The 13716-nt window shown below is 37.8% G+C and carries 8 protein-coding genes and 1 tRNA gene; 8 read left to right on the top strand and 1 reads right to left on the bottom strand.

The window, feature by feature from the left end:
• Positions 1–173: 173 nt before the first annotated feature.
• Entirely contained in the window at positions 174–1946 is a 1773-nt protein-coding gene (locus PARA_RS08380; protein ID WP_014065393.1) for a YadA family autotransporter adhesin, read from the bottom strand.
• A gap of 432 nt (positions 1947–2378) precedes the next feature.
• Here PARA_RS08380 and mukF point away from each other — a divergent pair, with 432 nt between their 5' ends.
• The 8 genes from mukF to PARA_RS08340 all read left to right on the top strand — a co-directional run bounded on the left by mukF (position 2379) and on the right by PARA_RS08340 (position 13450).
• Complete coding sequence (gene mukF / locus PARA_RS08375; protein WP_014065392.1) at positions 2379–3713, top strand: chromosome partition protein MukF; 1335 nt, start codon at positions 2379–2381, stop codon at positions 3711–3713.
• Positions 3714–3759: 46 nt separating this feature from the next.
• Positions 3760–4512, top strand: coding sequence for a chromosome partition protein MukE (gene mukE / locus PARA_RS08370; protein WP_014065391.1), 753 nt, complete (start codon positions 3760–3762; stop codon positions 4510–4512).
• Positions 4512–9029, top strand: coding sequence for a chromosome partition protein MukB (gene mukB, locus PARA_RS08365; RefSeq protein WP_014065390.1), 4518 nt, complete (start codon positions 4512–4514; stop codon positions 9027–9029). The genes mukE and mukB overlap by 1 nt, the downstream gene beginning before the upstream one ends.
• A 69-nt stretch (positions 9030–9098) precedes the next feature.
• Positions 9099–9971 (top strand): DMT family transporter, encoded by an 873-nt coding sequence (locus PARA_RS08360; protein WP_014065389.1) that lies wholly within the window; start codon positions 9099–9101, stop codon positions 9969–9971.
• 2 nt (positions 9972–9973) lie between these two features.
• On the top strand, positions 9974–11395 hold the full coding sequence (gene sbcB / locus PARA_RS08355) for an exodeoxyribonuclease I (protein WP_014065388.1): 1422 nt from the start codon (positions 9974–9976) through the stop codon (positions 11393–11395).
• A 768-nt stretch (positions 11396–12163) separates the two neighbouring features.
• Positions 12164–12649, top strand: coding sequence for a non-heme ferritin (gene ftnA, locus PARA_RS08350; protein WP_014065387.1), 486 nt, complete (start codon positions 12164–12166; stop codon positions 12647–12649).
• A 20-nt stretch (positions 12650–12669) separates the two neighbouring features.
• Positions 12670–13170 (top strand): non-heme ferritin, encoded by a 501-nt coding sequence (gene ftnA, locus PARA_RS08345; RefSeq protein ID WP_014065386.1) that lies wholly within the window; start codon positions 12670–12672, stop codon positions 13168–13170.
• 194 nt (positions 13171–13364) lie between these two features.
• A tRNA-Leu gene (locus PARA_RS08340) sits at positions 13365–13450 on the top strand.
• Positions 13451–13716 lie beyond the last annotated feature (266 nt).

Genomic DNA, 13716 nt, shown 5'->3' with positions numbered 1-13716 from the left:
CAGAAAAATTAACCAAAAAACGTTTAATACAAATTATTATCATGCTGATTATTTTAGTTAGCGCATTCGTTTGGCGATATCTATTGTAATAAGTGCGGTCAAATTTTTGATTATTTTGAGAAGAGAGAAAGAGCCACAAATTTGTGGCTCTTTGTTTTTAGATTAAAATCAGATTACCATTCGTAACCTACGCCAGCACCTACAGTCCATTGACCACGAGTATCTGCTGCACCATTTACGTTCGATGACCAATGACCATTGTCAGAGTTGCGAGACGCTTTGATTGCAATCGCACTTTCACCACGGTGGTGAGCAACCCCAGTTGATACCATGCTCTTACCATCTTTACGAGCAGATGGAGCTGAGGCAATTGCTGCAACGCCAGCAATACCTGCGCGAGATTTACGGTCAACATCATGAACTTTCTTATTTAAAGTATTAATTGCTTTAGTATTGTTAGCGATGTTTTGAGTGTTTGTAGCAATATTTTTAGTATTGTTAGCCACATCAGTTTTCACTTTATTTAATTGTGAAACATTAACCGCATCGTTATCATTTTCACCATTTGCAACGTTGATAACTTTTTTGTTACCTGCATTAATTCCGTTTTGATCAATTTTGATATTGGAATTATTAATGGTATAAGAATTTGCTTTGATGTCTTTTTTGGTACTAACAGTATAGGTTTTTACTTGGTTAGCATCATCGTGAGTTTCTTCTACATCGATGTTATCACCAGCTTTTACTTTTACATCACCTGCGCGAACTCGGATGTTCTCGATACGTTTTTTATTTTCACCAACTTGCTCGGCGACCATATAAAGTTGTGAACCATTGATTGCGTCAGTAGATGTTTTGGAAATTTCACCCGCACCAACATTAACAATTTGACGAGTAAATTGTTCATTGCCTACTGAACCAACGGAGACTGTCCCAGTCGCATCTGTTCCAGCAAAGGCATTATAAGAAATACCATTTACAGTAGCGTCATTTACTGCAGCAGCCTGTTTTGTTTCTGAAGCATTACCTAACGCCACACTTGAGCCGTGAGTTGCACTTGCTTTATCACCAATTGCAACAGCATAACCTGCAGTTGCTTTAGATTTGTCACCAACAGCTATTGATGCTATACCTGACGAAGTTGCATTTGAACCTGTTGCAATAGCAGATAATCCCGCCGCAGTTGAGCCAACTCCAGTTGCAATTGAACCAATACCTGTTGCCTTACTTTCATAACCAACAGAAATACCTTGATAATGTGCAGAAGCACCAGCTCCAATAGAAACCCCTCTAATTTCAGAACTTGTATTCGCACCAATCGCAATAGAATCCTCTGCTTTAGCTTTAGAATTTACGCTGATTGCAACGCTACGTACACCTGCAGCAGTTGAACTATCACCTATAGCAGTAGCAAAAACAGCAGTTGCATTTGTAGATTCTCCGACTGCGACTGAAGATTCAGCAGTGGCATTGGAATCATTACCAATTGCTACTGATGAGTCTTCTTTTGCATATGAACCAGAGCCTAAAGCTAATGAACTTTCTCCCTCAGCTTTTGCTTTTGAACCAAAGGCATTAGCATTTTGTTTTGATGCTTTAGCTGATTCCCCAATAGCCACTGTTTCAGCTGCTTCAGATTTAGCATTTGTACCAATTGCAATCAAATTTGCAGGTTTATTAGAATTTGCAGCAGCAGGATTTGTGACTTTTGCTTTTGCATCAGTACCAAGAGCTAGGGCATTAATACCATCTGCTGTTGTATTAGTGCCGATAGATGTAGAATTCTCTCCTCCGACAACAGATTTATGTCCTATAACAATGACATTTTGTCCTGTTGCAGTATTATCTAAACCATTATTAAGAATGGGACCATCTGCAGCATTGACTGCGGCCATATTCAGCCCCACAATTAATGCCGTGATAGCATTAAATTTAAAGTTTTTCATATGTCCTCGCTTGATTTTCTTCTTTAACTACATAAATTGCATGTAATTAAAAAATTTCATAGAGTTTTGTATAAAATATACACAGAACAATATAGAATACGAGTCGATCATAGATTCAATTATTGATTTATAATGTTTTTTAAAACAGGATAATTAAAATATCTTTCACTAAGAAAACGATTGCGTATCTATACGCTGGGATTATAGATAGCTTTTTTTGTATAGAAAAGTAAATGAGTATGGTAATTTTGTAAAGAATTGTAAATTTTGTTTGAATGTTGTTCGATTATTCGGAAATATATTTCCTTATTTAAGTTAAGGATATTTTAAATTTAAAAAGAGCGGTCAATTTGCAAGAAGATTTTCAAGATTGAGAAAAAATCCTGTATAATCTCAGAAATTTTTTGTTCAATTTTAAGCTTTTGTAACCGAATGATCGAAACCTCACAAACCATTCCTGAACTCGTCTCATGGGCGAAAGAGCGGGAATTTTCGTTAAATCTGCCGACAGAGCGCTTAGTGTTTTTATTGGCTATTGCCATTTATAACAACGAACGTTTAGACGGTGAGATGCTAGAAGCGGATTTAGTGGATATTTTCCGCCATACTGCCAATGCCTTTGACCAATCAACGGACGCGATTGCCACTCGTGCCAATAATGCTATTAATGAATTGGTGAAGCAGCGTTTTCTTAACCGTTTCAGCAGTGAATTTACTGAAGGCCTTTCCATTTATCGTCTCACTCCGCTAGGTGTTGGCGTATCAGATTATTATATTCGTCAGCGTGAATTTTCTGCGTTGCGTCTTTCTGTACAGCTTTCTATTGTGGCTGATGAAATTCAGCGTGCATCTGATGCTGCAGAAGAAGGTACAGCAAAAGGGGAGAATGAGCATTTTTGGCGCCGGAATGTTTTCGCTCCGTTAAAATATTCTGTGGCAGAGATTTTCGATAGTATTGATTTATCACAACGTGTGATGGATGAAAATCAGCAAAGCATTAAAGAAGAAATTGCCAATTTACTTACCAAAGATTGGCAGGCTGCAATTTCCAGCTGTGAGCGTTTATTAGATGAAACCTCAGGCAATTTACGTGAGTTACAAGACACCTTAAATGCAGCGGGTGATAAGTTACAGGCGCAATTATTACGTATTCAAGATTGTGTAATTGGCCATGATGAGCTGTATTTTATTGAACAATTAATCACTGATTTGCAATCCAAGCTTGACCGCATTATTAGTTGGGGACAGCAAGCCATTGATTTATGGATTGGTTATGACCGTCACGTGCATAAATTTATCCGTACCGCCATTGATATGGATAAAAACCGCGTATTCTCACAACGCTTGCGTAATTCTATCCACAGCTATTTCGATCATCCTTGGTTCTTGTGGACTGCTCAAGCGGAACGTTTGGTTGATCTGCGAGATGAAGAAATGGTATTACGTGAAGATGATGCATTGGGCGAATTACCTGAAGAATTGCAATATGAATCTTTAGCTGATTTACATGATCAAATCGTCGAACACATGCAAGACTTACTCATTCAATACCGTGAAAATAATCGTCCGATTGATTTAAGTTTAGTCTTAAAAGAACAATTAGAGGCTTATCCGCTTTCACGTCATTTTGATGTGGCACGTATTATTGTGGATCAAGCAGTGCGTTTAGGTATGGCAAATGATGATTTAGCCGGTATTTATCCGCAATGGCAGGAAATTAACGATTACGGCGCAGAAGTGCAAGCGCATGTGATTGATAAATATTAATTCTGTGGCTTAACCAAAAACGAATTCATAAAATGAGAAATTAACCATGACAGATATTCAAGATGTAATTTCCCCGAAATTGGCAAATGCCATTGCAAATCCTATTTTCCCGGCAGTGGACAGCTTGTTGCGTTCAGGTCGCCATATCAGCACAGATCAATTAGATAATCATGCTTTTTTGATGGATTTCCAAAATGAGTTAGATGGCTTTTACCGCCGTTACAACGTGGAATTAATTCGTGCACCGGAAGGCTTTTTCTATTTACGTCCAAAAGCGACGACGTTAATCGCCCGTTCAGTGCTTTCCGAATTAGAAATGTTAGTAGGAAAAGTGCTTTGCTATTTGTATTTAAGCCCAGAACGTTTGGCACAGCAAGGTATCTTCAGTACGCAAGAAGTTTATGATGAATTACTGAATTTAGCAGACGAAGGTAAATTATTAAAAGCAGTCAATCAACGTTCCAGCGGTTCAGATTTAGATAAGCAAAAATTATCTGAAAAAGTACGTGCGGCGATCGGTCGTTTACGTCGTTTAGGCATGATTCATACCGTAGGCGAACAGCATAGCGGTAAATTTACGATTTCAGAATCAGTTTTCCGTTTTGGGGCTGAAGTCCGTTCTGGTGATGACCCGTTAGAAGCACAAGCTCGTTTAATTCGTGATGGGGAAGCAGCAACACCACAATCTCTCGAACTCGAAAAGCAAGCAAAAGCGGCGAGCAATGCTGATGATCTCGATGATGAAGAAAGTGCGGTCGAAATTGATGAAGAATTTGATGATGCAGGAGAAGAAGAATAATGTCTGATGTATTAGAACTTGAAAACGAAATCTATCAAGACGAACCTGAGCAATCAACCGAACAGGTTGAAGAAGAATTTATTGCTCCTGTATTAAACCAACATAGTGGAGTAGAACGAGGTAAATTCCGTTCATTAACCTTAATTAATTGGAACGGTTTTTTTGCCCGTACCTTTGATTTGGATGAATTGGTGACCACACTTTCCGGTGGTAACGGTGCCGGTAAATCCACAACCATGGCGGGTTTTGTCACAGCGTTGATTCCAGACTTAACCTTGTTGCATTTCCGTAATACCACAGAAGCCGGCTCGACAGGCGGATCGCGTGATAAAGGGTTACACGGTAAATTGCGTCCGGGCGTTTGTTACGCAGTATTAGATACCATCAACTCTCGTCACCAACGAATTCTCGTGGGGGTGCGTCTACAACAAATTGCGGGTCGTGATAAGAAAGTGGATTTAAAAACCTTCTCAATTCAAGGAGTGGAATTATCCTTAAATCCGACCGCACTTTTCACCGAAACAGTCGGTGAACGTCAAGCGCGCGTACTCAATTTAAATGAATTAAAAGATAAAATTGAAAACCTTGGTGCGCAATTTAAGCAATATCATTCTATCACCGATTATCACGGCATGATGTTTGATTTGGGCATTATTCCAAAACGCTTACGCAGTGCCTCAGACCGTAGCAAATTCTATAAATTAATTGAAGCTTCTTTATACGGTGGTATTTCCAGTGCCATTACCCGTTCTTTACGTGATTACTTATTGCCGGAAAACCTTGGTGTGCGCAAAGCCTTCCAAGATATGGAAAGTGCGTTACGTGAAAACCGCATGACCCTTGAAGCAATTAAAGTTACGCAATCTGACCGTGATTTATTCAAACATTTAATCACCGAAACCACTAATTATGTGGCATCAGATTATATGCGTAATGCCAATGAACGCCGCGGCAATATCGAAGCCGCTCTAGGTTTCCGCCGTGATTGGTATAAAGCAAAAGCTGAGCAAGAATTATCACAACATCGCTTAATTGACTTAAGCCGTGAAGCTGCAGAGTTGGCAGAAAATGAACGTACTTTAGAAGTCGATCATCAAAGTGCGGCAGACCATCTAAACTTGGTATTAAATGCGTTACGTCATCAAGAAAAAGTATCGCGTTATCAAGAAGATGTGGCTGAGCTTACAGAAAAATTAGAAGAACAAAAAATGGTTGTGGAAACCGCAACCGAACAGCTTGAAGAAAGCCAAGCGCAATTTGAGCAAACGGAACTTGAAATTGACCAAGTACGTGCGCAACTTGCGGACTATCAACAAGCATTAGATGCACAACAAACCCGTGCATTGCAATATCAACAAGCGATTGCCGCGCTTGAAAAAGCGAAAACCTTATGTGGTTTAGCCGATTTAAGCGTGAAAAATGCGGAAGATTACCATGCGGAATTTGCGGCCCATGCAGAAAGTCTTACCGAGCAAGTGCTTGAGTTAGAACATAAAATGTCTATTTCTGAAGCGGCAAAATCACAATTTGATAAGGCCTATCAGTTAGTGTGCAAAATTGCCGGTGATGTGCCTCGTTCAAGTGCTTGGGAAAGTGCTAAAGAATTATTGCGTGAATATCCAACACAAAAAATTCAAGCTCAACAAACACCTCAATTACGCGCAAAATTACATGAGTTAGAACAGCGCTATGCTCAACAACAAAGTGCGGTTAAATTATTGGCTGATTTTAATCAACGTGCTGATTTATCTTTAGAAACCGCAGATGAACTTGAAGCATATCACGCTGAACAAGAAGAACTCATTGAAAGTTTGAATGAAGAACTTGCTGAGCAAGTAGAAAACCGTTCAACCTTGCGTCAAAAACGTGAAAGTTTGACCGCACTTTACGAAGAAAATGCTCGTAAAGCACCCGCTTGGTTGACTGCTCAAGCCGCTTTAGAACGCTTACAAGAGCAAAGTGGTGAAACCTTCGAGCATAGCCAAGATGTAATGCATTTTATGCAATCACAATTGGTAAAAGAACGTGAACTGACTATTCAACGTGACAATTTAGAAAAACAACGTCAACAATTAGACGAGCAAATTTCTCGTTTAAGCCAACCAGATGGTTCTGAAGATGCTCGTTTAAATGTGCTTGCAGAACGTTTTGGTGGGGTATTGCTTTCTGAATTATATGATGATGTACCAATTGAAGATGCACCTTATTTCTCGGCACTTTATGGTCCAGCTCGTCATGCTATTGTTGTGCGTGATCTCAACACGGTACGTGAACAATTAGCTAATTTAGAAGATTGTCCGGACGATTTATATTTAATCGAAGGTGACCCAAATGCCTTTGATGACAGCGTACTTTCAGCCCAAGAACTTGAAATGGGCGTTGTGGTGCAAGTATCTGATCGTGAATTGCGTTATTCAAAATTCCCGCAAATTCCATTATTCGGCCGTGCTGCACGTGAAAAACATTTAGAAGAATTACAAGCTAAACGTGATGAAATTGCGGAAGAATACGCACAAATCGCCTTTGATGTACAAAAATGTCAACGTTTATACGAACACTTTAGTCAATTTGTTGGCTTACATCTAGCCCTTGCATTCCAACCAAATCCTGAAGAGGTGATGGCGGAAATCAATCAAGAGCGCAATGAAATTGATCGTGAGCTCAATCAATTCTCAAGCAGTGAACAACAAATTCGAATTAAATTGGATAATGCCAAAGAAAAAATGCAATTGTTGAATAAGTTAATGCCACAGCTTAACTTACTTGCTGATGAAGAATTACTTGATCGCATTGAAGAGTGCCGTGAACAATTAGACATCGCAGAGCAAGATGAAAGCTTTATTCGTCAACATGGCGTTGCGTTGTCACAATTAGAGCCGATTGCAAATACTTTACAAAGCGATCCAGAAAACTATGAGCGCTTAAAAGCTGATTTAACTCAAGCCGTTGAACGTCAAAAACAAGTACAACAACGTGTATTTGCTTTAGCGGATGTGGTGCAACGTAAAAATCACTTCAGTTATGAAGATGCTGGACAAGCAGAAACATCAGAGCTTAATGAGCAACTACGTCAACGCTTGGAACAATTACAAACACAGCGTGATACTCAACGTGAACAATTGCGTCAAAAACAAAGTCAATTTGCACAATACAACCAAGTATTTATTCAATTGCAAAGTTCTTACGACAGTAAAAATCAATTGTTGAAAGAATTAATTGCTGAGATTGGTGAGTTGGGCGTGCGTGCTGATGAAGGGGCAGAGGAACGTGCAAGAAATCGCCGTGATGAGTTGTATCAACAACTTTCAACTAGCCGTCAACGTCGTTCTTATGTCGAAAAACAACTAACGCTTATTGAAAGCGAAGCGGATAACTTAAATAAACGTATTCGCAAAGCAGAACGTGATTACAAAACTCAACGTGAATTAGTTGTGGCAGCGAAAGTCAGCTGGTGCGTGGTTCTCCGTTTATCTCGCAATTCTGATGTGGAAAAACGACTCAATCGTCGTGAGTTAGCTTATTTATCTGCTGATGAGTTACGTTCAATGTCAGATAAAGCCTTAGGTGCGTTACGTACTGCGGTGGCTGATAATGAATATCTCCGCGATGCATTGCGTATTTCTGAAGACAGCCGCAAACCGGAAAATAAAGTCCGCTTCTTCATTGCGGTATATCAACATCTTCGTGAACGTATTCGTCAGGATATTATTAAAACGGATGATCCGATTGATGCAATTGAGCAAATGGAAATTGAGCTTAATCGCTTAACAGAAGAATTGACTGGCCGTGAGAAAAAATTGGCGATCAGTTCTGAAAGTGTGGCGAATATTATGCGTAAAACCATTCAACGTGAACAGAACCGTATTCGCATGTTGAACCAAGGTCTACAAAATATTGCATTCGGTCAGGTGAAATCGGTACGTTTAGTGGTCAATATTCGTGATACACATGCGATGTTGCTTGATGCGCTATCTGGTAAACAGGAAGAATATCAAGATTTATTCAGCGATAATCGTATTACTTTCTCTGAAGCCATTGCGAAACTTTATCAACGCATTAACCCGCATATTGATATGGGCCAACGCACAGCACAAACTATCGGTGAAGAATTATTAGATTACCGTAATTACCTTGAGCTAGAAGTTGAAGTCTTCCGTGGTGCAGATGGCTGGTTACGTGCTGAAAGTGGTGCATTATCGACAGGTGAAGCGATCGGTACGGGTATGTCAATCCTATTAATGGTTGTACAAAGCTGGGAAGAGGAAAGCCGCCGTATTCGCGGAAAAGATATCGTACCATGTCGTTTGCTATTCTTGGATGAAGCGGCGCGTTTGGATGGTAAATCCATTTCCACCTTGTTCGAACTTTGCGAACGTTTGGATATGCAATTACTTATCGCTGCGCCAGAGAATATCAGCCCTGAAAAAGGGACAACCTATAAACTGGTGCGTAAAATTGCCGGCAACCAAGAACAAGTTCATGTGGTTGGTTTGCGTGGCTTTGGCGCAACAGAGTAGTTTTTTAAAGCGGTCAAAGCAATTGGCCGCTTTTTTCATTGTTATTTTTATGAGAATTTAGGACGAATTATGCACAACCTTATTTTAGCCATTCTATGTAGTGTTGCCGTATCGGTGTTACTCAAAGTTGCTCGCAAGAAAAATATCATTATTGAACAAGCAATTGCGTTTAACTATATTGTCGCCATTTCATTAAGCTATTTCTTACTCAAACCTGATTTCAAAGGATTAGAATTTACCGAATATCTAGCACAAAGTGATAGCACACCTATTTTCCTGGCGTTAGGTATTTTATTACCAACCGTATTTATCATTATGTCTAAAGCCGTTGAATTTGCGGGTATCGTGCGTTCAGATGCAGCACAACGCTTATCGTTATTTCTACCAATTGTTGCCTCTTTCATTATCTTCCATGAAACATTAAGTCCGCCAAAAATCGTTGGCATTATTTTGGCATTCATTGGTTTATTCTGTATCTTGAACAAATCAAATGAACAAAGTGCGGTCACTTTTAAAGGTATTTTAGGCTTAATCGGTGTTTGGTTTGGCTATGGCACCATTGATATTTTATTCAAACAAGTAGCCAAAAGCGGGGGAGCATTCCCAACCACATTATTCATTGCTTTCTCATTAGCCGCTTGTGTCATGTTCCTATATTTATTCCTAAAACGCACTCAATGGACTGTGCCAAGCTTTATTGGTGGAATTATTTTAGGTGTATTGAATTTCTTTAATATCCTGTTTTACATTAAAGCGCACCAAAGTTTCGGACAAAATCCAACCTTAGTTTTTGCGGGAATGAATATTGGTGTTATTTGTTTAGGCACCATCACCGGCGCATTTTTCTTTAAAGAAAAAATCAGCAAAATCAACTGGTTTGGTGTTCTTATCAGCCTTTCAGCAATTTTCTGTTTATATTATTTAGATAAAATTTTGGCTTAATTATGGCAAACAATTTTAGTTTTTTTATCTACGATTACGAAAGTTTTGGTATCAATCCGGCAAGTGATCGTCCAGCTCAATTTGCTGGTATTCGTACCGATGCAGATTTTAATATTATTGGCGAGCCTGTTATGTTGTATTGCAAGCAAACCAATGATTATTTGCCTGCCCCGGAAGCCGTAATGGTCACAGGAATTACACCACAAGAATGTAATGAAAAGGGAATTCCTGAACCTGAATTCGCCGCAAAAATTCTAGCTGAATTTTCACAACCCAATACTTGTGTGATGGGTTACAACAACATTCGTTATGATGATGAAATGACTCGTTATACCTTTTACCGTAACTTCATCGATCCCTATGAATATAGCTGGAAAAATGGTAATTCTCGTTGGGATTTACTGGATTTAGTGCGCGCCTGTTATGCTTTGCGTCCTGAAGGCATTAATTGGGCCTATGACGATGATGGAATGCCAAGCTTCCGCTTAGAAAAACTAACCAAAGCAAATGGCATTGAGCATGAAAATGCCCATGATGCGATGGCTGATGTGTATGCAACCATCGCCATGGCTAAATTAATTAAAGAAAAGCAGCCTAAATTATTTCAATTCTTCTTTGAGCATAGAGGTAAAAAGGAAATTGAGAAACTGATCGATACCGCTGAAATGACACCATTAGTGCACGTTTCGGGCATGCTGGGTAATTATCGCGGCAACTGTGCTTGGGTGGCACCATTAGCATGGCATCCTACTAATCAGAATGCTGTAATCGTCTGTGATTTATCTGGTGATATTAATAATTTACTCAGTAAAAGTGCGGTTGATTTGCGACAAGATTTATATACCAAGAAAAGCGAGCTAGAAGAAAGGGGAGTTTCATCAATCCCACTAAAATTGGTTCATATAAATAAATGCCCAATTTTGGCGCCTGCAAAAACGTTACTGCCGGAAAATGCAGCTCGTTTAGGGATAGATAGACAACATTGCTTAGATAATTTAGCAAAATTGCGCCAATCCTTAGATATTCGCGAGAAAGTTATTGAAATCTTCTCAGGAGAACGAGAATTTGAGCCGAGTAATAATGTAGAAACTGAACTTTATAATGGTTTCTTTAGCAATGCCGATAAAAACAATATGGCTATTTTACGCGATTTACCAGCTGAAAAATTAGCTGAACATGGTTTAGCATTTGAAGATAAACGAATTCCTGAATTGTTATTCCATTATCGTGCCAGACATTTCTATAAAACTCTAAATCGTGCTGAGCAAATCAAATGGCAAAAATATCGCCAACGTAAATTAGAACAAAGTGCGGTTAAATTTGAGGAAAGTCTACAACGGTTAGCGGAGGAATATTCTGATAATCCAACCAAACTGAATTTACTGCAACAGGTTTATGAATACGGAGCAAAACTGTTATCTTAATCTTATACATATCGTGACATAGTCACACAAATGCCATTCATCAAAACGTAAATCCTAATCCCTGAGATTTACGTTTTTCTTTTTTAAATCTGATGATATTCACCTCATAAAATAACGCAGAATTCACGTAGCGTTGTCATTATTTGATACATGTAAACTTCTTTATTTTTTCCTTACATAACAACTTTAGAGTGTATAAATCATTATTTCATCTTATTGCAAGGTGCTTTAGAGCCAGGTTTTGCATCGCTTAAGTGGTATTTACAACCTGTGTATAACTTTGTGATTTTATTAATACGTAGCTTTCACTAACCTTGTAATTGATTTCGCATAATGTATATTATGTTAAATTGTATAATATAAATATGTCACAAATCAATATAAGTGACTATCCTATTTCATGCATTACTCAAAATAAGGTGATTTTGGGTTGTGGATATAAAAGAAATAAATGGATGTCTTTGAAATGGAATAATTGGAATTAGTATGAAATTTGTAGATAACGCTATGTGAATTCTGAATACAATTGCGTACATCAATTCTGCAGATTTCATTATTCTTGATCTGATAATGAGAATTTATTTTACATACATCACCTAAATGAGAATAATTAACATTGATTTTTCTTTTGTTATTAGTGACTTATAGAAATAATTTAAAAAAAATACTTGACTATTCTCATTTGTGAGATTAGAATGCACACCGATGACAAGTTAAGCAGTCTTGTTTTTATTTTTAATCTCTACTTAATAAGGAAAGGAGTTGGTTATGCTTAATAAAGCAATCGCAGATAAGTTAAATGAACAAATCAATTTAGAGTTCTACTCTTCTAATGTTTATTTACAAATGAGTTCTTGGTGTAGCAAGCACGGTTACGAAGGTGCTGCAGCATTTTTACTTCGTCATGCTGATGAAGAATTAGAACACATGCAAAAATTATTCAAATATGTGAGTGAAACAAGTGGTATGCCACTTTTAGGTAAAATTGATGCACCTAAGAATGACTACAAATCACTTAAAGAAGTATTTGAAACCACACTTGAACATGAAAAACTCGTTACTTCTAAAATTAATGAATTAGTTGAAGTAACTTTCGCAAACAAAGACTATTCTACTTTTAACTTCTTACAATGGTATGTTGCAGAACAACACGAAGAAGAAAAATTATTCAATAGCATTATTGATAAATTTAACTTGCTGGGTGAAGACGGTCGTTCGCTTTACTTTATCGATCGTGATTTAGCAACATTATAATTTTAGAAGGAGAATACAAAATGTTATCAGCAAACGTAATCAAATTATTAAATGATCAAATGAACCTTGAGTTCTACTCTTCAAACCTTTACTTACAAATGAGTGCATGGTGCGAACAAAATGGTTTTGAAGGTGCAGCTAAATTCTTATCAGAACACGCTGCAGAAGAAATGCAACACATGCGTAAATTATTCACTTATTTAAACGAAACTGGTGCATTAGCGGTAATCACTGCAATTGAAGCGCCTGCGCATGAGTACAAATCATTAAAAGAAATCATTGAATTAACTTATAAACACGAAAAATTGATCACAAGTAAAATCAATGAATTAGTGGGTAAAACTTTTGAAGAAAAAGACTACTCTGCATTCAATTTCTTACAATGGTATGTTGCAGAACAACACGAAGAAGAGAAATTATTCAGCGGTATTTTAGACAAATTAAATCTTCTTGGCGAAGATGGCAAAGGCTTATTCTTAATCGATAAAGATTTAGGTAACCTTGCAGGTCAAACCGCTTAATTAGATAATCATAAAGCTTAGTAGAAATACTAAGCTTTTATTTTACCTATAATTTGTGACAACGTATCAAATTATTTTAAACCTCCCTTTTCTTTTTGAATACAAGTTGATGAAATTTAAAACAACCACACGTTTTTAATGAAATTTTACTTGCAACGAAGTAAGATAAACGTATAATTCAGAACAACCCAAATGCCTGGGTGGCGAAATTGGTAGACGCAGCGGATTCAAAATCCGCCGGTGAATAACTGTGTCGGTTCGAGTCCGACCCTAGGCACCATATTATAATCCTCGTTCATTGGACGGGGATTTTTATTTTGTATATTTCAAAATAAAATCAATCGCCTATAAATCTTTATATCAACGTTTAAACATTTCTACTCTTTAGCACTACCCGTTTTCATATATTTTATAAGTTTATTACGCCAGAATTACGCCAATCAGTTAAATATTTTTGTGATTACTCTATATGAAGTTTTTTGTTTTTAAATTGTAAGCCTCCCTCAAAATATGGTTGAATTCACATTTAATAAGAGCTAGATTTAA

The organism is Haemophilus parainfluenzae T3T1 (genome assembly GCF_000210895.1).
In the GTDB taxonomy this organism is placed as follows: Bacteria; Pseudomonadota; Gammaproteobacteria; order Enterobacterales; family Pasteurellaceae; genus Haemophilus_D; species Haemophilus_D parainfluenzae_A.
The sequence above is the reverse complement of the archived record's forward strand: the minus strand, read 5'-3'. Positions and strand labels throughout refer to the sequence as shown.

Coding starts and splice junctions, on each gene's coding strand:
- sbcB (WP_014065388.1), top strand. CDS start 9,974: ATGGCAAACAATTTTAGTTTTTTTATCTACGATTACGAAAGTTTTGGT.
- PARA_RS08360 (WP_014065389.1), top strand. CDS start 9,099: ATGCACAACCTTATTTTAGCCATTCTATGTAGTGTTGCCGTATCGGTG.
- mukE (WP_014065391.1), top strand. CDS start 3,760: ATGACAGATATTCAAGATGTAATTTCCCCGAAATTGGCAAATGCCATT.
- PARA_RS08380 (WP_014065393.1), bottom strand. CDS start 1,946: ATGAAAAACTTTAAATTTAATGCTATCACGGCATTAATTGTGGGGCTG.
- ftnA (WP_014065386.1), top strand. CDS start 12,670: ATGTTATCAGCAAACGTAATCAAATTATTAAATGATCAAATGAACCTT.
- mukF (WP_014065392.1), top strand. CDS start 2,379: ATGATCGAAACCTCACAAACCATTCCTGAACTCGTCTCATGGGCGAAA.
- ftnA (WP_014065387.1), top strand. CDS start 12,164: ATGCTTAATAAAGCAATCGCAGATAAGTTAAATGAACAAATCAATTTA.
- mukB (WP_014065390.1), top strand. CDS start 4,512: ATGTCTGATGTATTAGAACTTGAAAACGAAATCTATCAAGACGAACCT.